Genomic DNA, 21,825 nt, shown 5'->3' with positions numbered 1-21,825 from the left:
CCGGGCCGAACCCGGTACACCGGTGGTCCGGTGCGCCTATGCGGTCACCCGGGCGACGAGCACACACGCGTCGTCCTGACGCTCGCTCGCGGTGAATGCCTCCACGACCAGCCGTACGCAGTCCTGTGCGGTGCGCGCCTCGCGGAAGCGGGGGGCCAGGTCCAGGAGCCGGTTCGCGGACTCCGTCACTCCCGCGGCATGCCCGGACTCCAGTCCGTCGGTGTGCAGCAGGATCAGGTCGCCCACTTCGAGGGTCTCGTGGACCTCCTCGAAGGCGGCCGCCGGGGTCGCGCCGAGCAGAACGCCCTGCGGGGCGCGCAGCCTGCGCCCCGTCCCGTCGCGGAACAGCAGCGGGGCGGGGTGTCCGGCCTGCGCCCAGGTCAGGGTGCGCGTCTCGGGCCGGTAGCGGCAGCACACGGCGCTGCCCAGGGCGGGCTGCACGGTGGCGTCGAGTAACTGGTTCAGCAGGGAAAGCAGTTGACCCGGTGCGGTGCCGGCCATCGCCATGCCGCGCAGTGCGCCGAGCAGCATCGCCATTCCGGAGGTGACGCTCACGCCGTGCCCGGTCAGGTCGCCGACGCTGAGCAGTGTCTGTCCGTCGGGCAGTTCCAGCGCGTCGTACCAGTCGCCGCCGACCAGGGCGCCGTCCGACGACGGCAGGCAGTGCGCGGCGAGGTCCAGCGCCTGGGGACCTCGGTGCGGCAGCCGCAGGGCGCCACGCCACGGTGGCAGTACGGCTTCCTGCAGCTCGACCGCGAGCCGGTGCTCGGTCTGCGCGCGGTGCCGGTCGCGCTGGAGCGAGTCACGGCTCTCGCTCACCGCCTTCTGGCTGCGGCGCAGTTCGCTGACGTCCCGCAGCACGGCCCACATGGAGGCGGTGCCGCCGTCGGCGTCGAGCACCGGCTCGCCCATCATGTGCACGGTGCGCACTTCGCCGTCCGGGCGTACGACGCGGAACTCCCCGTCGATGGGCTGGGCGTCGACCAGACAGTGCGTGACCATCGCCGTCAGCCGCACGCGGTCCTCGTCCAGCACGAGGGAGGGCAGTTCGTCGAGGGTGAGCGGGGCGGTCGCGGGGTCGCGGCCGAGTATCTGGTACAGCTCGCCCGACCAACTGGCCTCGTCGGTCAGCAGGTTCCATTCCGCGGAGCCGACCCGGCTGAGCAGCGAGCCGGGCCGGGGAGCGGTTGGCACGGACCGGCCGCCAGCCGGTTCCGGGGCGGCGGGCACGGGGGGCGGTCCGTCCCGCAGCTGCGCCAAGTGGGTGTGGATGTCGTTGAGTTGGTGCAGCGCGAGGTCGTACAGCGCGCGCTGCCAGCGCTCCTGCGGGTCCGAACCGTCCGCGTGCGCGTCCCGTCGGACGGCGTCCACCTCGCCCTTGAGCCGCCGCGTCTGCGAGATCAGCGCGTCGACCGAGCCGCGCCCCGGCGGCTGGGCGGCTGGGTGATCCGCGGAGAGGTGGGACGGCATGACGCACTCCGATGCGGGACGGTACGACCTAGGCGGACGGAGGGACCGTTACGACTGTTGCACAGCCCGCGACGCCCCGTAAGTGATTTGGCAACACACGATCCGGTGGTGCTTCTGGCATATGCCAGCGTCTCCTCGGAGCGGTCGCACTGCGTCTGTCGCTTACCTCCGCGGCTCGTCAAGTCGTAGGCGGCGTACGTGACTTGGGGCATCGTAGCCGAGCTCCGGCGGGTGTTCAGCAGCATGTTCGACGGGTGTTTGTTCGGCACGTATGTACGCATCACTACCCCGTGACGCAGGTCACACAAACTGGAAAGCGCTTGCCCGTAATGCGATCGGGGTCTTCGAGGTCGTAACAGTGTCGGCATTCCGGCCGACCTCGGATTCGTATGGGGAGCGGCCATGGACATCACCCTCGAGCAGCCCGTCCGGGGCCGCCTGGTCACCGCAGCCGAGCAGGAACTTCCCGCCCCGGCGGCCCTGCGCTACACCTCGGCGGACCCGCTGGCCGTGCACCTCGACTTCCCGCCCGACGTCTCCCTGGACGGCACCGCGGTGACCTGGGCCTTCGCCCGGGCCCTGCTGGACGAGGGGCTGCGCGGGCCGGCCGGCGGCGGCGACGTGCGCCTGTGGCCCTGCGGCCGGGCCCGCACGGTGATCGAACTGCACTCGCCGTACGGCATGGCCCTGCTGCAGTTCGACACGGCCGCCCTGCAGCGGTTCCTGGTGCGCACGTACGCCGTCGTGGCGGCCGGGCAGGAGGACCTGGGCGACGCGGTCGACCGGAGCCTGAGCAGCCTTCTCGGCAACGTGTGACGGCCCGCTCTCAGTAGCGCAGCACTCCCGCGATCCCGTGTGCGTCGGTGAGCGCGCCGTCCGGGACGAAGCGGACCTCGGCGCCCGTCTCCAGGCACTGCTCGACGATCTCGTCCACGATGTCCTCGCGTGCGTCCAGGTCGCCGCTGGCGGCCGGGGCGAGGTGCTCGCCGAGCGCGTCGCGCACCGTCATGCGGAAGTTCTCCTCCACGGCGAGCAGCCGCACCCGGCCCTCGCGGGCGCTGTGCCAGACCTCGTCCACGCCGGCCGCGAACGACTTGCGGCCGCGTGCCGTCTCCAGTTCCCGGGCGACGGCGTCGGTCTCGCGCCGGGCCTCGGCGTCGAGCACCGGGCGCACCGCCTGCCACACCGCCTCCGGGGTGCCGTGCGCCAGTCCGCCGTGCGGGACGTGCACCGCCTCCTTGGTGACGCCGCCCACCTCGTCCAGTACGGACAGGGCGGCCTGCTCACCGGTGACGTAGAGCCGCCGCGGCTGCTCGCGCAGCACCATGCCCATCGTGGCGTCGGCCTCCCGCAGGAAGTGGCGCGTGCCCTCGTCGCGGAAGGTGCTCGGCGTGTCGCCGATCCGCTCCAGCCGCTCGGCGTCGAAGTTCGGCGTCGGCCGTGTCATCGGGAAGCCGCCGCTGTGGTCCTCCGTGACGCGGTCGATGCCGCCGCTCCACAGGGTGATCCGGTCGGCGGAGACCGACAGCACCCAGAACGGCCGCTCGGCGGCGTGGGCGGAGACCAGGTTGCGGGTCAGGAAGGTGTCCGAGAGGACCACCCGCTCGGGCACGGTTCGGGCGAGCGACCACACCTGGTGCTCACCCGGAGCGGCGAAGATCACCAGACCGTCCTCGGCATGCGCCAGATCCACCTCCGTGAGGGCCTGGTCGAGCTGACGGACGACGTCGGAGCGCCGTTCCCGCGTCACCGAGGGGTCGGCCTCCAGCTGTTTCTTGGCCTCGGCCACGACATTGCGCAGCCGGACCGGATCCTGGGCGTTGTCGGGCTCCCGGCGATGCGTCGGCGTCAGTACGGACACGGCCGGATAGAGCCGCGGACGCCGGAGCTCGGAGAGGGTTGAAGGGCTCAGATCGTGCTCCATAACAGCACGATAGGGCCGATTCGCCGATGGGGCATGGGGAGCAGTTCGACCGGGCATTACGGGCAATTGGTTGTTAACGTCTTCCGAGTCGCCGGACGGCGGCTCCCGCATCGCGACCCGTGCCGATGCCCGAACCTCGCAGGACCTCATATGACGCAGGTCGAGACGGACGCCAGGGCTCCTGCCACCGCCAAGCTCTCGCTGCCGACGCTCACCACCATGGTTGTCGGCTCGATGGTCGGAGCGGGCGTGTTCTCGCTGCCCCGTCGCTTCGCCCAGGAGACGGGGGTCGCCGGCGCCCTCATCGCCTGGGCCGTCGCCGGCACCGGCATGCTGATGCTGGCCTTCGTCTTCCAGACGCTGGCGGTGCGCAGGCCCGACCTCGACGCCGGTGTGTACGCGTACGCCAAGGCGGGCTTCGGCGAATACCTCGGTTTCTTCGCGGCGTTCGGCTACTGGGCGAGCGCCTGCGTCGGCAACGTGACGTACTGGGTGCTCATCATGTCGACCATCGGCGCGATCGCCCCCGCCCTCGGGGACGGTGACACCGTGCTCGCCGTGGTGCTGTCCTCGGTGGGCCTGTGGCTGTTCTTCGCGCTGATCAGCCGCGGGGTCAAGGAGGCGGCGGCCATCAACCGGATCGTCACGGTCGCCAAGGTCGTCCCGATCCTCGTCTTCGTGATCCTGGCGCTCTTCTACCTCGAACCCGGTGTCTTTGCCGACAACTTCGCCGGCGCCGACTACGCGGGCTCCCTCTTCGACCAGGTCAGGGGCACGATGCTGGCCACGGTCTTCGTGTTCCTCGGCGTCGAGGGCGCCAGCGTGTACTCCCGGCACGCCAGACGCCGGGAGGACGTCGGGCGGGCGACCGTGCTGGGGTTCCTGAGCGTCTTCGCGGTCTTCGCCTCGGTGACCATCGTCTCCTACGGCCTGATGCCGATGAGCGAGATCGCCCGTCTCCGCCAGCCGTCCATGGCGGGCGTGCTGGAACACGCGGTCGGCACCTGGGGCCAGGTCTTCGTCAGCGTCGGACTGATCGTGTCGGTGCTGGGCGCCTATCTCGCCTGGACGTTGATGGCCGCCGAGGTGCTGTTCGTCGCCGCGAAGGACGACGACATGCCGCGCTTTCTGAAGCGCGCCACGCCGGCCGATGTGCCCGTCCCCGCCCTGGTGATGACCACGGTGCTCAGCCAGATCGTCCTCGTCGTCACGCTGTTCTCCGACGACGCCTTCAACTTCGCGCTCGACCTGACCAGTGCGCTGACCCTCATCCCGTTCCTGCTGGCGGCCGCCTTCGCCGTCCGGATCGCCCGCGGCGGACGCCGGGGCCGGCTGGTGGTGGCCGTCCTCGCGACGGTCTACACCGCGTTCCTCCTCTACGCCGCCGGCCTGAAGTACCTCCTCGTGTCCTTCATCATCTACGCCCCGGCCACCGCCCTGTTCGTCAAGGCCCGCCGGGAACAGGGCAGACGCCTCTTCTCCCCGCCCGAACTCGTCGTCCTGGGCGTCTCGGCCGCCGGCGCCGCGCTGGGCGTCCTCGCCCTGGCCCTCGGCTGGATCAGCCTGTGACCCGCTCCGCTCCGAAAGGCGCACCGTGACCAGTCAAGACTCCCGCCCCGCGTACGGCGTCCACTCCGAGGTCGGCAGGCTGCGCAAGGTCCTGGTCTGCGCCCCGGGACTCGCCCACCGCAGACTGACCCCGACCAACTCCGACGATCTCCTCTTCGACGACGTCATGTGGGTGGAGAACGCCCAGCGCGACCATGCCGACTTCGTCAACAAGCTGCGCGAACGGGACGTCGAGGTCGTCGAGTTGCACGAACTGCTCGCCTCGACCATGGCCGTCCCGGGAGCCCGGGACTGGCTGCTGGACCGCAAGATCGTCGCCAACGAGGTCGGCATCGGCCTCGTCGACCCCACCCGCGCCTACCTGGAGTCCCTCGAACCCGAGCGGCTGGCCCGGTACTTGATCGGCGGTCTCGCCACCGGCGACCTGCCCGAGGAGTACCGCAGCGGATACCTCGCCCTGGCCCGTGAGTCCACCGGCGTCCGCGAGTACCTGATGCCGCCGCTGCCCAACACCCTCTACACCCGAGACACCACGTGCTGGCTCTACGGCGGCCTCACCCTCAACCCCCTGTACTGGCCCGCCCGGCACGACGAGACCTTGCTGATGAAGGCGATCTACACTTTCCACCCCGACTACGCCGGTTCCCGGGTCTGGTGGGGCGACCCCGAACTCGACTGGGGTCAGGCGACGTTCGAGGGCGGCGACATCATGCCGGTCGGCCGCGGCGTCGTGCTGATGGGCATGAGTGAGCGCACCTCGCGGCAGGCCATCACCCAGGTGGCCAGGGCGCTGTTCGAGGGCGGCGCCGCCGAGCACGTCATCGTCGCCGGGATGCCGCGGCTTCGCTCCGCGATGCACCTCGACACCGTGTTCACCTTCGCCGACCGCGACCTGGTGACCCTCTACCCGAACATCATGGACGGCGTCCACACCTTCTCCCTGCGGCCCGCCGACAAGGCGCCCGGCATCGAGCTCACAGACGAGGGCTCCACCCCGTTCGTCGACGTCGTCGCCAAGGCGCTCGGCCTGCCCGGGTTGCGGGTCGTGGAGACCGGCGGCGACGCCTACGCCTCCGAGCGGCAGCAGTGGGACAGCGGGAACAACGCCGTGGCCCTGAAGCCCGGCGTCGTCTTCACCTACGACCGCAACACCCACACCAACACCCTGCTGCGCAAGGCCGGCATCGAGGTGATCACCATCGTCGGCGCCGAACTGGGGCGCGGCCGCGGCGGCGGGCACTGCATGACGTGCCCGATCGTGCGCGACCCGGTGGACTTCTGACGCAGGGGCCTACCGCGCCCCGTCCGGCGGCTCCGTCACCGCGACGTTCCCCTGGGCCACGGCGCACAGGGTCGCCACCCCGGCGCCGTCCACGGTCGTCACGTCGCAGCGGCACACCACACGGGTGCGGCCGGCCCGCACCACCTGGGCGTCCGCGCGCAGCACGGCGCCCGTGGCCGGCCGCAGATAGTCGATGGTGAACCCGGACGTGATCACCCCGGCGCCCACCACCGTGGCCGCGGCCAGCGTCAGCGTGTTGTCCGCCAGGTAGGAGAGCACCCCGCCGTGCACGAAGCCGTACTGCTGGAGCAACTCCTCGCGGATGTCCAGCTCCAGCGAGGCCGTACCGTCCCCGCAGGCGGTCAGCCGGGTGCCCAGCAGCCTGCTGAAGGGCTGCTCGGCCAGGGCCTTGCGAGCCAGTTCCAGGTCCATCGCGCCGTCCGCCCTCCATCTCACTTCACCAGTGAAGTGAGGGTGGCGCGTGCCCTCGGTGTCTGTCAAGATCGGCCCATGTCCGAGCCGGATCAGCGCCTGTACTTCCTGCTGCAGCGGGCGGCGCACCGTCTGCGCACCACGGTGGACCGGCGCTGCCTCGCCGTCGCCGGCGTCACCACCGCCCAGGTCGGCGCCCTGTTCGCCGTACAGGACCGGCCCGGTGCCAGTCAGCAGGAGCTGGCCGGTGTGCTCGGTCTGCGCGAGTCGGCCGTCACGGCACTCGTCGGCCGCCTCACCATGGCCGGGCTGCTGTCCAAGCGGGCCCATCCGAGCCAGCACCGGGCCGTCGTGCTGGAGCTGACCGACGCCGGAGCGGACGCCCTGCGAGCCGCGCGCCCGGAGATCGACCGCTTCAACGCCCAGCTGCGCGAACTGCTGGGCGAGGAGGGCTTCGGGAAGACCGCCGAAGCCCTGCACCGCCTCGCCTACGACTGGGAGGCCTGACTCAGTCGTCCTCCTCCGGCCCGCAGGAACTGCCGTTCGGCGGCAGGGAGCCGTACAGGAAGAAGTCGTCGACCTTCTCGTGCACGCACTTGGAGGAGGCGTAACCGGTGTGCCCCTCGCCCTTGTTGTCGAGGACCACGGCCGACGGGCCGAGCCGCGCGGCCGTCTCCACGGTCCAGCGGTACGGCGTGGCGGGGTCGCCCCGGGTGCCGACGAGCAGCATCTTGGCGCTGTGCACGTCGCGCACCTTCTCGCGGATGAAGTCGGTGCCCTTGGGGCGGCCGTAGCACATCAGCAGCTCGGTGAGCCGGTAGCGGCCGAAGACCGGGGAGGCCTGCTGGTACTCGGCGCGCAGCCGGCCCAGGTCCTGGGCGATCCGGTCCGCCCCGGGGCGGTCGGGGTCGTCCGCGCAGTCGATCGCCATCAGTGCCGCGGGCAGGTTGTCCGGCGGCACGTCGTCCTCGTCGACCAGCCCGCCGTCGCCCTCCGAGCGGAACGGCCGGGCCCCGCCGGTCGCGAAGTTCATCACGCCGCGCGTGTCACCGTCCTCGACGAGTTGGGCGAGGGCGCGCTCCAGGGACGGCCACAGCTGCCTGCTGTACAGTGCCTGCCCGATGGCGCCCACCAGGTCCTGGCCGGTGAACTCGCCGCCGAGATCGCCCGGTACGGGGTCCCGGTCGAGCGAGTCGACCAACTGCACGACCTGCTCCCGCGCGTCGCGCGCGTCCTGGCCGAAGGGGCAGGCGATGTCCTTCACGCACCAGGTGATGAAGTCCTCCAGGGCGGTCTGCTGGCCCTCGGCGCCCGCGATGCCCTGCTCCGCCATGGGCTCGGTCAGCGTGTCCACCCCGTCGAGCACCAGCCGGCCCACCTTCTTGGGGAACTGGGCGGCGTACACCGCGCCGAGCCGTGTTCCGTAGGAGAAGCCGAGGTAGTTGAGCTTCTTGTCGCCGAGCGCCTTGCGTATCACGTCCAAATCGCGTGCGGCGTTCACCGTGCCGATGTGGGGGAGTACCCGCCCGGAGTGCCGCGCGCACTGCTCGGCCGCCGCCTTCAACCGCCGCAGTACGTCCTGCGGATGGCCGAGGTCGGCGTTGTCGTCCGTCACGGCGGCGAGCGCGTCGGAGTCGTCGCCGCAGCTGACCGGGGAGGACCTGCCAACGCCGCGCGGGTCGAAGGACACCACGTCGTACTCGTCGGTCAGGCCCATGAAGTCGTCACCTCCGGCGGCCAGTTCGCTCACCCCGGAGCCGCCCGGCCCGCCGAAGTTCAGCACCACCGAACCGCGCTTCTTCTTCGCCGTCGCGCGGTAGCGGGCCAGCGCCAGGTCGAGCGTGCCCGCCCGCGGCCTGGTGTAGTCGAGCGGGACCGTCACCTTGCCGCACTGCAGGTCCTTGGGCGCGTCCGCGCCCTTGCACCTGGACCAGACGATCTTCTGCCGGTAGAAGCGTGACAGGTCCGGTCCGGTTCCGTCCGCGGTCGCCGTCGGCAGCCCCGCGGCCAGCAGGGCCAATGCGGCGGCCCCGGTGACCGCGCAGCGCCGCAGCGCGGACCGCGTCGTCGGCTTGGCCAGCATCGATGCCTCCCAGGGCGCCCGCAGCGGACCGGCGGGAAACGGCGCCCTCGCTCACGATAGGCGGCCCCCACGCCCCTCGCCTCCGGGCAGGCGGAAACCCCGGCCCTGCCGTACCCTCGGCGTTTTTGGGCCTCGCTCGGCGTCTTGGGCGTGCGTCTCTGGTGTCTGCGGTCGTCTTCGTCGCGCGCTTGGCGTTGCTCGGCGTCTTGGGCGTGCGTCTCTGGTGTCCGCGGACCGCTTCCTCGCGCGCTTGGCGTCGCCCGGTGGTTTCGTCGCGCCTTCGGCATCTCTGGACCGCTTCGTCGCGTCCTGGGCGTCCCCCGACGTTTTCCCGTGCCCTTGGCGTCTCTGATCGTCTTCGTGCCCTTTGCGTCGCCCGGCGGTTTCGCCGTGCCTTCCGCATTCCCGGACCGCTTCGCCCCGCCCTCAGCGTCCCCCGTCGGCTTTGCCGCCCCAGGCATCCCCCGGCCGCCTCGACGGCCCCTGGGGCCACGACCGGCACCCGCGGGCCGGGGCGCATCCCGTGCCTCCGGGGGCCGCCCCCGTGCCGGCGCCCGGCCGCCCCGTCCAGGCGTCACCGGCCCTGTGACGGCTGTCGCGTCCGGGCCGTCAGGAGGACCATTCCCGAGTCTCCGTGGGCGGGCAGGGGCGGGCCGGGATCGATGTGGGTCACGGACAGCTCGTGGGTCAGCGGGGTGAACACCGCCGTGACCGTTTCGGGGTCCACCGGGCAGCCCGGCCAGCGCGAGGCCGGGCCGATGCGGTAGGTGGGCAGGTTCTCCATGAAGGCGGCCACGAGCAGCCCGCCCGGGACGACGCAGCGCGCGAAGGCCCGGCAGAAGTCGGCGAACTCCGCGCGGTCCTCGGTGGCGCCCTCGGCGACGAAGTGCATCGACGCCAGGTCGTACCCGCCGGAAGCGAGCTCGCGCACGTCGGCGTGGACGACGTGGACGTCCGCCAGCGCCCCGGCCAGGGTGGCGGGCAGGTCGGGGTTGAGACGCCGGCACAGCGCGTGGAACGGCAGCCAGCTGGCGTCCGGCCCGCAGAGGATCTGCCGCTCCAGATAGGCGACGTTGCCGGCCCCCGCCTCGACGGCGTCGATACGGCGGCTCGCGGCGGCCGCGAGGATCAGCGGGTAGAGGTTGGGACCGGCCCCGAACTCGACCGAGCGGTCCAGGGATCTCGACGGGATGCGCCGGTAGAAGGCGGAGTGGTGGGCGATGACCGCCGCGTCGGCCGGATGCAGGTCGCGGTAGTTCTCCGCGAGGTAGTCCGCCACCGGCCAGCGGTCCCAGTCCACGTCGTCGTTGTGCGTCGTCATCGCCCTCAGCCCTTCGGCCGCAGCGGGAAACGGGCGGCCAGCCGGGTCAGCGTCCCGTTGAGCCGCTCGATGTCGTCGTCGGAGTTCAGCGCCGTGACCTGGACGCGGAACCCGACCCGGTCGCGCGGGACGAGGGGATGCGCGGCCAGCGTCACGTAGATGCCCTCCTCCCACAGGAACGTCGCGACCGCGTCCAGGTCGTCCGCGTCCACCAGCGGGATCTCGATGATCGGCAGCCGGTTCCGGTTGAGGGTCTCCACGCCCAGCCCGTCCAGGTGGTCCAGCACCCGGACCGTCTTGCGGTACAGATCCGCGCGCAGCGCGTCCCCGCGCCGGTCGTTGACGTCCAGGCCGGCCAGCACCGTCGCCAGGGACGCCGTGGGGGAGGGCCCCGAGTACAGATAGGGGGCCGCCGCCGTCTTGAGCCGGTTCTTCATCCCGGTCGGCAGCGCGAGGAAGGCGAGCAGCGACGAGTACGCCTTGGAGAAGCCGCCGGTGAGCACGATCCCGTCGTACGACTCCCCGGTGTGCCGCACCACCCCGTTGCCGCGCATTCCGTACGGGCACGGCTCGCGCGGCCCGCGCTCCCCGATCACCCCGAACCCGTGCGCGTCGTCGACGTACAGCGTCGCCCCCGCCGCGCGGCACACGGCGGCCAGCGCGGGCAGGTCGGGGACGTTGCCGCTCATGCTGTCGACGCAGTCCATGCACACCAGCCGGGGCAGCCCCGAGGGCACCGAGGCCAGCAGTTCTGCCAGCTCCTCGGGGCGCTCGGCGTGGAAACGGTGCAGGGTGGCGCCCTGGCTGCGGGCGACGACGCAGCCGTCGTAGATCGTCCGGTGTGCCGTCGCGTCGACGAAGACATGGCCGCCGTCGGCGAGTACGGGGATCACCGAGGTGTGGATCAGCGTGAGTGTCGGCAGCAGCAGCGTGTCCGGGGCGCCGAGCAGGGCGGCCAGCCGTTCCTCGATGTCGGGGTACAGGCGCGGGCTGCCCAGCAGGCGGGACCAGCTGGGGTGGGTGCCCCAGCGCCGCAACGCGGGGTCCACGGCGTCGATGACCTCCGGGTCCCAGTCGAGGCCGAGGTAGTTGCAGGAGGCGAAGTCGATCAGCCAGTCGTCGCCGCTGCGGATGTGCCGGCCCCGCACCTCGTCCAGGACCGCGTCGCTCATCGGGCTGGTCCGACGCAGGCGCTCCAGGCCCGCGGTGCGGGCCGCCTGCCGCCGGTGCGCGGAGCGGGCGCCGTCGCCGGGCACCGGCCTCGGATCCGAGCAGGCCCTCGACGAACCGGCCGCTGCCGCTGCGACGCAGCACCCGCTCGCTCTGCTCGACCGTCATCGGGCGTGCGAACAGATAGCCCTGCCCGAACCGGCACCCCATCCCCGCCAGCAGATCGCGCTGCGCCGGCTCCTCGATGCCCTCGGCGATCACCTGCAGCCCCAGGGTGTCGGCGATCCGCACGATGCCCTCGACCAGCGCGACCTGCTGGGCGTCGCGGGTGATGTCGTCGATGAACGTCTTGTCGATCTTCAATACGTCGATGGGGAAGTCCCGCAGGTAGCGCAGCGAGGAGAAGCCGGTGCCGAAGTCGTCGACAGCGATCTGCACGCCGAGCTCCTTCAGCGCCCGCAGCATCCCCTGGATCTGGGTGTCGCGCCGCAGCAGCACGGTCTCGGTGAGCTCCAGCTGCAGCGACCCCGGGGCGAGCCCGGGCGTGCGCAGGGCCTCGCCGACCTGGTCGACGAACCCGGCGTCGCGGAACTGCCGGGCGGAGACGTTGACACTGACGTACGGCGCCGCGGCGGGGCCCGGCAGCCGCTGCAGGGCGGAGATGTCGTTGACGGCGTTCTCCAGCACCCACGAGCCCAGCGTCCCGATGTGCCCGGTCTCCTCGGCCAGCGAGATGAACTGCTCCGGCGGCATGGGCCTGTGCGGGGCCTGCGGCCAGCGCACCAGCGCCTCGAAGCCGACGACCTCGCCCGCCTTGATGTCCACCACCGGCTGGTAGCGCAGGGTGAACTCCTTGCCGGCGACCGCCCGCGCGAGCCGGTTCTGCAGGTCGTGCCGCTCGACCATGCGGGTGTGCAGCAGGGGGCGGAAGCGCCGCCACTGCCGCTTCCCGGCCGCCTTGGCCGCGTACAGCGCGAGGTCGGCGTGCCCGAGCAGTTCCTCCGCGTCGGTGCTGTCACGAGCCGTGGCCACCCCGACGCTGGCGGAGACGCTGACCGACTCCTCTTCGAGGGCGAACGGCCGGGTCAGCGTCTGGATCACCTGAGCGGCCAGCAGCTCGGCGTCCAGCGGTTCGCGGGCGTCCTCCATCAGGACGGCGAACTCGTCGCCGCCGAGTCGGGCGGCGGTGTCGCTGCGCCGCAGCGTCTTGGACAGCCGGTCGCCGACGGCCACCAGCAGACGGTCGCCGGCCGAGTGCCCGAGCGTGTCGTTGACCTGCTTGAAGTCGTCGAGGTCGACGAAGAGCAGACAGGTCAGGGACGACTCGCGCCGCCCGCGCAGCAGGGCTCGCTCGATCCGCTCCAGCAGCAGTGTCCGGTTGGGCAGGCCGGTGAGCGAGTCGTGAAAGGCCCGCTGGGTCAGCTCGTGCTCCAGCCGGCGTTGCTCCGTCACGTCGCGCAGGGTGACCACCAGGCCGCCCACGGTCCGTTCGTCCCGGAAGTCGTTGCACCGCACCTCCACCTCGACCCGGCCCGCCCGGTGCCTGACCCACCAGTGGTCGTGGGTGGCCCGCGGTCCCGCCGTCCGCACGGCCGCCAGCTCCCGGGCGGCGCGCTGCCGCTCCCGCGGGTCGACCAGCTCGGGCAGCGGGACGCCGACCAGGTCGGCGGTGCCGAAGACGGTCGCGGCGGACGGGCTGGCGTACCGGATCGTGTCGTCGTCCTCGACGATGAGGATCACGTCCGAGGTGTTGCGCACCAGCGTGCGGAAGTACGCCTCGTTCTCCCGGCGCACGATCTCCTGGCGCAGCACGATGCGTTCCAGGGCCAGGCCCGCGTGCGAGGCGAGGATCTCCAGGGAGCCGCGGGTCTCGGTCAGTCGCCCGGCCGGTCCGGCGACCAGCAGGACGCCCGGGACATCCCCGTAGGGGCGGTCCGGCGGGATCATCAGGCAGACCAGGACGGTGGCGGACGGCTCCACCCCGTCGTCGACGCCGAGGTCCCGGGCGGCGACGAGGTGCCCGTGGTGGGGCGCCAGGGCGGCGGCCCGCTCGGCCGGGAGCAGCAGGGTCCGGTGGTCCGCCGGGGTGCCCAGCAGATGGTCGACGGCCGTGGCGCAGGCCCGGGCGACCTCCTCCTGGCGGGCCGCGGAGACGAGCGAGACGGCCGCGTTGCGCAGCGTCAGCTCCCGCGCCACGGTGCCGCGGTGGGCCGCGATCATCCCGCCGAGCCGGAGGATCACGAGCAGGAACAGAGCGGCGGAGAATGCGGCGATCACCGCGGCGTCCCCTACCGAGCCGGTCAGCCCCTCGTACAGCAGGATCGCGGGGGCGATCAAGGTCGCCGAGGCCAGCATCACCAGCCGGCGACCGGGGGCCGGCACCGACCGGTGCCGGGGAGCCGCCGTGGTCAGCTCCACCATGGACGGGTGCAGCGCGGCCTGGCCCCAGGCGGTGTAGAAGACGATCCACCCGACGTCGAGGGCCGTGCCGATCTGCCAGGTGTCGTTGCGCTGCAGGACGCCGTACACGATGTCGAAGCCGAGCAGCGTCAGCGTGCCCACCCCCAGCAGTTGCACGGAAAGGTTGCGCGCCTGCACGGGGCTGGGGGTGAGCAGCCGGGCCAGCATCGCCAGCACCAGGATGTCGCCGAGGGGTAGGCGACGCTGATGGTCTGCTCCTGCCAGGTGCGGCCGTCCACCTCGGTGAGCGGTTGGCCCAGGTAGAGCCACACCGGCAGCGCGAGCCCCGCGGTGAGGATCAGCGCGTCGAGCAGGCTCGGCAGGTCGCGTCCCGCCCAGCGGTAGCGCACCAGCCCGTACAGCCCGGCCGCGAAGAGCGGGTAGGTGGCGAGGTAGCAGGCGTCCGCGGGGGAGGGGAAAAGGTTGGAGGCGTGGAAGTACTCCTTGGCCACGTTGTAGTACGTGTCGCCCGCGACGAACGTCAGCAGGCCGGCGGCCAGCAGCCACCACGGCCAGCGATGGGCGGGCCGGTGGACACGCACACCGGTCAGTACCGCGACCACCCCCGCGACACCGATGACCGCCCACGCCGGAGCGCGTGCCGCGGGCACCGTCACATACAGGGTCGTGGCCGCCGCGACCACCGCGGCATGAGCGACCATCAGCCGGTGTGCGGGCAGCAAGGGCAAGCGCCTCCCCCCGTCGGAGGGGACCGGGTCCACCTGGTCTGCTTATTTGTAGAGCCTAGGCACGGGGCGCGCATCGTTGCACCTTGAACGGAGCCCCGTCCGTCTCGGGCCTCCCCGCGGTGAAACCGGCGGCGCAGCGCGCGCACCCGCGGCACCAGCTCCGGTACCGGGCCCTCCACGACCACGTCCGGCGCCACCTCGTTCCCCGACAGTGTCCGCACGGGTGCTGCCCGGCCTGTGACGCCGCCCGGCCCGTGATGCCGACGGGCGCGTGACGCCGACCGGCGGGTGACTCCGCCAGGCCCGCGACGCTACCCGGCCCGCGACGCCGCCTGGCTCGCGTCCCGGAGGCTCGGCGCCTGCCCCGCGACGCCGCCTGGCTCGCGGCTCGGAGGCTCGCCGCCTGCCCCGCGACGCCGCCTGGCTCGCGGCTCGGAGGCTCGCCGCCTGCCTCGCGACGCTGCCTGGCTCGCGGCTCGGAGGCTCGGCGCCCGCCCCGCGACGCCGCCTGGCTCGCCGCCCGCCCCGCCGCCGCGCGTAAAGCTGTTGCCGCGTTCGGTGCCGGGTGCTGGAGTGACCCCATGGATCATGCAGCGGTGCTCGCCCTCTTCGACCGTGACATGCGCGAGGGTGCCCAGCCGGACGGCCCCGACACGCGCGTCGAGAGGGTGGGCGGCGTGGTGCGCCAGGTGTCGACCGCGCGCGGCTGGAACGGCGTCGTCTGGTCCGACCTGGACGGGACGACCGCGCAGGCGGCGATCTCCCAGCAGATCGCCTATTTCTCCGGCCTGGGCCGGGAGTTCGAGTGGAAGCTGTACGGCCACGACCGGCCGGTGGACCTGGGGGAGCGGCTGAGGGCCGCCGGGTTCACGGCCGAGCCCGAGGAGACGCTGATGATCGCCGAGGCCGCCGGTCTGGACCTCGACGCCGAGCCGCCCGAGGGCGTCCGCCTGCTGCCGGTCACCGACGCGGCGGGCGTGCACCTCGTGGCCGACGTGCACGAGAAGGCGTTCGGCACCGACGGCTCCCGGCTGCGTGAGCAACTGCTGGCCCGGCTGGCGGCGGAACCGGACACGATCCTCGCGGTGGTCGCGCTCGCCGGCGAGGAACCGGTCAGCGCGGCCCGTATGGAACTCCTGCCCGGCACCCGGTTCGCCGGGCTGTGGGGAGGCGGCACCGTCGACGGCTGGCGCGGGCGCGGCGTGTACCGCGCGCTGGTCGCCCACCGCGCCCGCGCGGCCGTCGAGCGCGGCTACCGCTACCTCCAGGTCGACGCCTCCAGCCAGAGCAGGCCCATCCTGGAGCGGCTCGGCTTCGCGCCGCTGACCACGACGACTCCGTACACCTACGTTCCCTAGGCCAGGTCCGGCCGCCTCCCGCAACCGTGGCGAGGTTCGCTTGCGCGGGATGTCACATCCGTGGCGACCGGGTCCGTCGCATCGGTATGACGACGAACCACAGGAACCAGAGCATCCTCCTCGCGGGCGCCGGCGGCGTCCTCGGCGGTCACCTCACCCGCGTCCTGACCGAGGCCGGGCACAAGGTCACCGGGCTCGGCCGGGGACCGGCCCACCAGCTGCGCGCCGACCTCATGGACCGGGACGGGCTGCTGCGCGCCGTCGACGGCCGACACTTCGACACCGTCGTCCACGCCGCCACCGCGCTGCGCAAGCCACCGATGCGCCATCGCGACATGTACGCCACCGACGCGCTGCGCGTCGCCGGCACCGCCCACCTCATCGAGGCGGCGCAGGCCACCGGAGCACGGCGCTTCGTCAGCGAGTCGATGGTCTTCGGCTACGGCTACGGGGACTTCGGCGACCGCGTCCTCACCGAGGACGACCCGTTCGGTCCGCGCGGCACCACCCCGGAGCTGGAGCGGCACGTCGAGGGCATGCGGATCAAGGAACAACTCACCTTCGAGGCGGCCGGCCTTGCAGGCATCGCGCTGCGGTTCGGCCTGTTCTACGGCCCCGGCGGCACGGACGCCGTCGTGGCGCTGCTGCACAAGCGGCAACTGCCCGCTCCCGATGACCACGGCCGGGTCCTGCCCTGGGTCCATCTCGCCGACGCGGCGCGCGCGGTGACCGCGGCCGTCGAACGCGGCCGGGCCGGCCAGGCGTACAACGTCGCGGACCGCACCCCGCTCGGCTTCCGCGCCCATCTCCTCTGCGTGGGTGAGGAGTTCGGTCTGCCGAAGCCGCTGACGGTGCCGCTGTGGCTGATCCGGCCCCTGCCCTACGCGCACACGATGATGTCGACCTGCATGCGCGTGTCCTCGGCGAAGGCGGAGCGAGAGCTGGGCTGGACGCCCGAGTACGCCTCCTGCCGTGACGGCCTCGCGGCGTCGGCGGCGTCCTCGGCGCGCCGTTGAAGCGCCAACTGGGGCTGGTTGGACCGCAGTCGGGGGCCGAACGGCCCCGCGTCACCGACCGGCGCGGCTGGCAGTCTCGTTCATGGGTACACCACCCGGGGGACAGCCTCCCGCCGCGTCCGACTCTCCCGCTCAGGGCGCACGGTCGAGGCGACGGGCCCGCCGACTGCTGAGGGGAGCCGCGTCGGCGGGCCTGACCACCGCACCCCGCCAGGGCTGATGACCCCTGCCGGGCCTACCGCATCCGTCAGCGGCGCGCCCGCGTCCGGTCCAGCGCGGCGACGCCCAGCGCGGCGAGGCCGATCTGGATGAGCCACTCGATCCAGTCGATGCCCTTGGTGTCGGCCACGCCGAACGCACTCGCCAACGCCGATCCGATCAGCGCGGCCACGATGCCGACGAGGATCGTCAGCAGGATCCCGATGCGCTGGCGGCCGGGCACGACGAGCCGTCCGAGCACGCCGATGACGATGCCGATCACGATGGCGCTGATGATGCCTGAGATCTCCATCTCCACCCCTCTTTCGAAGACCCCCGCACTAGGCAGATGCCCTCTGCAGAGGGGGACAGTCCGTTCCGTTTCAAGCACGGGTCAACGTCGGGTCATCTCCCGGGGGCCGGGCCGGTGACGCCTGTTCAGCCCCTGTTCTGCCATGTACCGTTCAATCAATCGCACGGGTCCCGTGCGACCGAATCTCTACGCGCGCAGATGCCCTTTTTCTACGCGCGTAGGTCCGGCCCCGCATCCCGCACCACTCGTCCCCAACCCCACTCGGAGGTACGCCGGATGCTCACTCGTTCCCGAACGCGGCACAGACTCGCCACGGCCCTCGCGGTCTTCGGTCTGCTCGGCACGGGCGCCGCTCTCCAGGCCACGGCGGGCGCCACACCCGCCCACGCGGCCACCACCCATCGCGTCCTCTTCGACGACGGTCACGCCGAGGAGGCGGGCAACGCCGACTGGATCATCTCGACCAGCAAGCCCGATCCGCTCGGTCAGGACGCGACCCCGTCCGCCGAGACGGACTGGACGGGGGCGTTGTCGTCCTGGGGTGTGGCGCTGCAGAAGACCGGCAGCTACAGCCTCAAGACGGCCACCAGCGCCCTCACTTACGGTGGCTCGTCGTCCACCGACCTGTCGAACTTCGACACCCTGGTGCTGCCGGAGCCCAACACCCTGTTCACCAGCGCCGAGAAGACGGCGATCATGACGTTCGTCAAGAACGGCGGCGGACTGTTCATGATCTCCGATCACACCGGAGCCGACCGCAACAACGACGGCTACGACGCGGTCGAGATCCTCAACGACCTGATGACCAACAACAGCGTCGACTCGACCGACCCGTTCGGCTTCTCCATCGACTCGCTGAGCATCAGCTCCGACTACCCTTCGGCCATCAGCGACAGCACCGACCCGGTGCTGCACGGCTCCTTCGGAAACGTCTCCAAGAGCCTCATCGCCAGCGGCACCACCGCCACCCTCAAGCCCGCCGACAACTCCGCGGTCAAGGGCCTGCTCTACCGCACCGGTTACTCCGGGAACACCGGCGCGTTCTTCCTGACGTCCACCTTCGGCAGCGGCCGCGTCGCCTTCTGGGGCGACAGCTCACCCATCGACGACGGCACCGGCCAGTCCGGCAACACCCTCTACGACGGCTGGAACGACTCCGGCGCCACCAATGCCGCCCTGGCCCTGAACGCCACCGCGTGGCTGGCCGGCGCGGGCAGCAGCAGCGGGGGCGGCGGGGGGTCAGGCACCTGCACGGCTGCCCAGCTGCTCGGCAACAACGGCTTCGAGTCGGGCAGCACCACCTGGAGCGCCTCCAGCGGTGTGATCACCAACGCGACGGGCGAGTCGGCGCGTACGGGCTCGTACTACGCCTGGCTGGACGGCTACGGCAGCGCCACCACCGACACGCTGTCGCAGTCGGTGACCATCCCGTCCGGCTGCACCAGCGCCGCCCTGAGCTTCTATCTCCATGTCGACACGGCGGAGACCAGTACGAGCACGGCCTACGACACGCTCAAGGTCCAGGTCCTCAACAGCTCCGGGACCGTGCTGGGCACCCTGGCGACGTACTCGAACCTGAACGCCGCGAGCGGCTACACCCAGCGCAGCTTCAATCTCGCGAGCTACGCCGGCCAGACCGTCACGCTGAAGTTCACCGGCACCGAGGGCTCCACCCTGCAGACCTCGTTCGTCATCGACGACACGGCCCTGAACGTCAGTTGAGACCCGCGGGGCCCGGCCGCCGGGCCGGGCCCCGCCGGTCAGGCGGCCGGAACCGTGTGCTCCGGCGTGTTCCAGCCGGAGATCCGCAGACGCGGTGCCGAGCCGTGCAGATCGGCCGTGCGGCAGCGGGCGGTGAGCGTCACCGACTCGCCCGGCCACAGACTCACCTCGTTGTCCGACCACCGCACAGGCAGCACCGGCCGCCCCTTGGCGTCCACCAGGTGGACGTCCGTCAGCAGCGAGGGGGTTCTGCCGCTGCCCGTGTTGCGCAGGGTGACCGTCGTCGTGGACGTGCCGTGCGAGCTCACCGTCGACGCCGTGGCCGACACCGGGACCCGCGCCATGGAGGCCAGGCCCTTGAGATCGGCGTAGCTCGTCGTCGGTGTGTAGTACCAGTCGGTGTGGGCCCAGTCGAGCGTGTCGGGCCTGGTGGACAGCCAGTAGACGTTCCGGCTGACCTCCTTGCCGGAGCCGTCGGCCAGGGTCAGCCGCAGCAGGTACGTCGTCGCCAGCCCGCTCACCGACGAGGGCAGGGTGAGTGTCCTCGCGTGCGCGCCGTCGCCCTTCACCGTTACGCCGGTGACCGTCCTGGCGTACTTCTGTGTGCCGTCGGGGTTGAACAGGGCCGCCCGGACGGTGAGGCCGGAGGCTGCCGTGTGCCGGTTGTCGACGACCACCACCGAACGGTCGTCGTAGGAGTACTGGACGTGCAGCAGCTCGTTCGCCTTCTTGGCCCCGAAGTAGGCGCCGCCCTGGTCGAGGTAACGGTCCGTCAGCTGCCAGTGCAGTGAGGTCCAGCCGCTGTTGAACATCCAGTACACGACGCCCGTCGAGGGCTTGGCGGCGTCGGTGGCGTTGCGCCCGTACGCCTCGAACTGGGCGCGGACGTTCTCGTACTGGGCGAGTTGGGCCTTCCTGACGTAGTCGGTCAGGCCGGTGGGGGCGCCGTAGCGGCCGGCGAGGGCGTCGTCGTAGAGCTTGAGGGTGCCGAAGGTGGACGACGGTGAGCGGTGGTACTGCCTGGCGCTCGGGTCCTTCCAGAGGGTGTCCAGTTCGGCCGGGGTCATCATGCGGCGCAGGGTGTCGAGGGTGGGGATGTCGGGGCCCGCGCTGGTCTCGGAGTTGAAGCCGGTGGCACCGCCCTCGCGCTTGGCGTACCAGTAGTCCGGCGGGATCCAGTCGTAGGGGCCGGTCATCTTCATGCCCGAACTGCCCAGTCGGGGCGAGGCGTTGTCGGAGGCGGCGGCCACGACGGGGGTGTTCCAGTCGGCCGCCTTCAGCGCGTCGAGGTAGTTCTTCTCGATCGTCGCGTCGGGAGCGAAGTCGCTGCCGACGAGGAACGAGGCGACGCTCGGGTGGTCGCGCAGCCGGGCGGCCTCGGCGGCCATGGACGCCTTGGCGACCTGGTGGTCGGCGGGCGTCCACTTGTCGCCGGGCTCGTCGCCGTTGACCTGGCCCTCCCACTTGTCGCAGCACTCCCAGCCCGGCAGCGTGAGGATGCCGTAGCGGTCGGCGAGGTCGAAGAACTCGTCCGGTTCGAGGTGGCCTTCCAGGCGGATGGTGTTGAGGCCCAGGTCGAGGGCGTACTTCAGGCGGTCCTCGACGTATCTCCGGTCCCAGCGCAGGAACTCGTCCGGTGACCAGCCGCCGCCCTTGATCAGCAGTGCGCGTCCGTTCACGCGGTACTGGCGGGCGCCGTCGGAGTTCAGGGGGGCCTTGACGTCACGGATGCCGAAGGTCTCGTGCGCGGTGTCGGAGGGGGAGCCGGAGACGGACGCGGTGAGATGCAGGTCGTACAGGGGCTGACCGCCCATGCCGGCGGGCCACCACACCTTCGGGGACGTGAGGTGCAGGCCGGGCACGTCGGAGGGGGTGAAGGTGACGGTCTTGGTCTCGTGGGCGGCGAGGGAGACGGGCCGGCTGAACGTCGTCGGACCGATGCTGCCGGAGACCGTGGCCCTCACCGGCGCGTCGGAGTCGTTGCGGGCCCGCGCCTTGACCCTCAGGTCCGCCGAGGCCAGCGAGGGGACGTCCAGCTTCGTCACCACGTGGGCGTCGCGCAGGGCGACCGGGCCGCCGCGGCGGACCACGACGTCCCGCACGATGCCCATGTTCTCGTCGGGCGGCGGCTGGAGCCAGTCGATCCAGCCCATGGTGAGGTTCTTGACCGGGTCGTTGGGCCGGATGCGGAAGGCCACCGTGTTCGTGCCCCGGCGGACCAGCGAGGTGACGTCCAGCTCGTGGTGGGTGTAGGCGCCGGTGACGTCCTTCGTGGTGGCGACCCGCTTGCCGTCGACGTACACGTCCGCCGCCGAGATCACCCCGCTGAAGTCGAGGTAGGTGCGCGCGGAGGTGTCGGAGACCGTGAAGTCGGAGCGGTACCACCAGGGAACCCGGAAGTCGGCCCTGGGGATCTTCCGCTGGTCGGTCGAGTAGAAGGGGTCGGCGTACACGCCGTCGGCGAGCAGGGCCGCCAGGACGGTGGAGCGCGGTCCGGCCCGGTGCCAGCCGGTCGCCGGGTAGCCGGGGGAGGAGACGGCGGCCGCCGGGTCGGTGACCTCGGCCGTCGACCGGATGGCGTAACCGGACAGTGCGGTCGCGGTGCCCGGCGCTGCGGGGACCCTGGTGACCGGGGCGGGCGGGGCCGGCCGGCCCGGGTCCGGTCCGCCGGCCCAGGCGCTGGTGGTGAGGGAACCCAGCAGTCCCAGGATCGCGGTCGCCGTGGCGAGACGCTGTCTGTTCACGGAGGCTCCAGCTTTCGTAAAGTTAGGAAACTTTACTAACGCGAGGCAGGCTAGGACCCGGCGGAGAGCCTGTC

Annotated in this window: 16 protein-coding genes and 1 pseudogene; 7 read left to right on the top strand and 10 right to left on the bottom strand. The window is 71.8% G+C overall.

Annotated features, from left to right (window positions below):
• Window positions 1–36: 36 nt before the first annotated feature.
• Complete coding sequence (locus LN251_RS31925; protein ID WP_458247629.1) at window positions 37–1,470, bottom strand: PP2C family protein-serine/threonine phosphatase; 1,434 nt, start codon at window positions 1,468–1,470, stop codon at window positions 37–39.
• Between the two features lie 402 nt (window positions 1,471–1,872).
• Here LN251_RS31925 and LN251_RS31920 point away from each other — a divergent pair, with 402 nt between their 5' ends.
• On the top strand, window positions 1,873–2,286 hold the full coding sequence (locus LN251_RS31920) for an SsgA family sporulation/cell division regulator (RefSeq protein WP_458247628.1): 414 nt from the start codon (window positions 1,873–1,875) through the stop codon (window positions 2,284–2,286).
• A 10-nt stretch (window positions 2,287–2,296) separates the two neighbouring features.
• Here the strand turns inward: LN251_RS31920 and LN251_RS31915 are convergent, their stop codons facing one another.
• Window positions 2,297–3,394, bottom strand: coding sequence for a baeRF3 domain-containing protein (locus LN251_RS31915; RefSeq protein WP_458247627.1), 1,098 nt, complete (start codon window positions 3,392–3,394; stop codon window positions 2,297–2,299).
• A gap of 150 nt (window positions 3,395–3,544) precedes the next feature.
• Here LN251_RS31915 and LN251_RS31910 point away from each other — a divergent pair, with 150 nt between their 5' ends.
• Window positions 3,545–4,963, top strand: coding sequence for a basic amino acid/polyamine antiporter (locus LN251_RS31910; protein ID WP_458247626.1), 1,419 nt, complete (start codon window positions 3,545–3,547; stop codon window positions 4,961–4,963).
• A 25-nt stretch (window positions 4,964–4,988) separates the two neighbouring features.
• On the top strand, window positions 4,989–6,245 hold the full coding sequence (locus tag LN251_RS31905; RefSeq protein WP_458247625.1) for an arginine deiminase: 1,257 nt from the start codon (window positions 4,989–4,991) through the stop codon (window positions 6,243–6,245).
• A 9-nt stretch (window positions 6,246–6,254) separates the two neighbouring features.
• Here LN251_RS31905 and LN251_RS31900 read toward each other — a convergent pair whose 3' ends face one another.
• Window positions 6,255–6,677, bottom strand: a complete 423-nt coding sequence (locus tag LN251_RS31900; protein ID WP_249837101.1) for a PaaI family thioesterase — start codon at window positions 6,675–6,677, stop codon at window positions 6,255–6,257.
• 78 nt (window positions 6,678–6,755) lie between these two features.
• Between LN251_RS31900 and LN251_RS31895 the strand changes: the two genes are divergently transcribed.
• Window positions 6,756–7,184 carry a MarR family winged helix-turn-helix transcriptional regulator gene (locus LN251_RS31895; RefSeq protein WP_458247624.1) on the top strand — a complete coding sequence of 143 codons (429 nt, stop codon included), beginning with the start codon at window positions 6,756–6,758 and terminating at the stop codon, window positions 7,182–7,184.
• Between the two features lies 1 nt (window position 7,185).
• On the opposite strand, the gene LN251_RS31890 is transcribed toward LN251_RS31895, so the two are convergent.
• The 5 genes and pseudogenes from LN251_RS31890 to LN251_RS31870 form a co-directional block, all read right to left on the bottom strand.
• Window positions 7,186–8,760: an alpha/beta hydrolase gene (locus tag LN251_RS31890; RefSeq protein WP_458247623.1), complete on the bottom strand. Its 1,575-nt coding sequence runs from the start codon at window positions 8,758–8,760 to the stop codon at window positions 7,186–7,188.
• A gap of 574 nt (window positions 8,761–9,334) precedes the next feature.
• Window positions 9,335–10,081, bottom strand: a complete 747-nt coding sequence (locus tag LN251_RS31885; RefSeq protein WP_458248208.1) for a class I SAM-dependent methyltransferase — start codon at window positions 10,079–10,081, stop codon at window positions 9,335–9,337.
• Window positions 10,082–10,086: 5 nt separating this feature from the next.
• Entirely contained in the window at window positions 10,087–11,337 is a 1,251-nt protein-coding gene (locus LN251_RS31880; RefSeq protein ID WP_458248207.1) for an aminotransferase class I/II-fold pyridoxal phosphate-dependent enzyme, read from the bottom strand.
• Between the two features lie 142 nt (window positions 11,338–11,479).
• Window positions 11,480–13,198, bottom strand: a pseudogene (locus tag LN251_RS31875) (putative bifunctional diguanylate cyclase/phosphodiesterase); the annotation flags it as partial.
• A gap of 602 nt (window positions 13,199–13,800) precedes the next feature.
• On the bottom strand, window positions 13,801–14,394 hold the full coding sequence (locus LN251_RS31870; RefSeq protein ID WP_458247622.1) for a hypothetical protein: 594 nt from the start codon (window positions 14,392–14,394) through the stop codon (window positions 13,801–13,803).
• A gap of 587 nt (window positions 14,395–14,981) precedes the next feature.
• On the opposite strand from LN251_RS31870, the gene LN251_RS31865 reads away from it, so the two are divergent.
• Window positions 14,982–15,758, top strand: a complete 777-nt coding sequence (locus LN251_RS31865; protein WP_458247621.1) for a GNAT family N-acetyltransferase — start codon at window positions 14,982–14,984, stop codon at window positions 15,756–15,758.
• A gap of 86 nt (window positions 15,759–15,844) precedes the next feature.
• Window positions 15,845–16,774: an NAD-dependent epimerase/dehydratase family protein gene (locus LN251_RS31860; RefSeq protein WP_458247620.1), complete on the top strand. Its 930-nt coding sequence runs from the start codon at window positions 15,845–15,847 to the stop codon at window positions 16,772–16,774.
• A gap of 247 nt (window positions 16,775–17,021) precedes the next feature.
• Here LN251_RS31860 and LN251_RS31855 read toward each other — a convergent pair whose 3' ends face one another.
• Window positions 17,022–17,285 (bottom strand): GlsB/YeaQ/YmgE family stress response membrane protein, encoded by a 264-nt coding sequence (locus LN251_RS31855; RefSeq protein ID WP_058928599.1) that lies wholly within the window; start codon window positions 17,283–17,285, stop codon window positions 17,022–17,024.
• Between the two features lie 276 nt (window positions 17,286–17,561).
• Here LN251_RS31855 and LN251_RS31850 point away from each other — a divergent pair, with 276 nt between their 5' ends.
• Window positions 17,562–19,007, top strand: a complete 1,446-nt coding sequence (locus LN251_RS31850) for a hydrolase (protein WP_458247619.1) — start codon at window positions 17,562–17,564, stop codon at window positions 19,005–19,007.
• Window positions 19,008–19,045: 38 nt separating this feature from the next.
• Here LN251_RS31850 and LN251_RS31845 read toward each other — a convergent pair whose 3' ends face one another.
• On the bottom strand, window positions 19,046–21,751 hold the full coding sequence (locus tag LN251_RS31845; protein ID WP_458247618.1) for a glycoside hydrolase family 2 protein: 2,706 nt from the start codon (window positions 21,749–21,751) through the stop codon (window positions 19,046–19,048).
• Window positions 21,752–21,825: the final 74 nt, after the last annotated feature.

The organism is Streptomyces sp. MAI_2237, from assembly GCF_054189285.1.
This window is presented reverse-complemented; position numbering and strand designations above follow the sequence as displayed.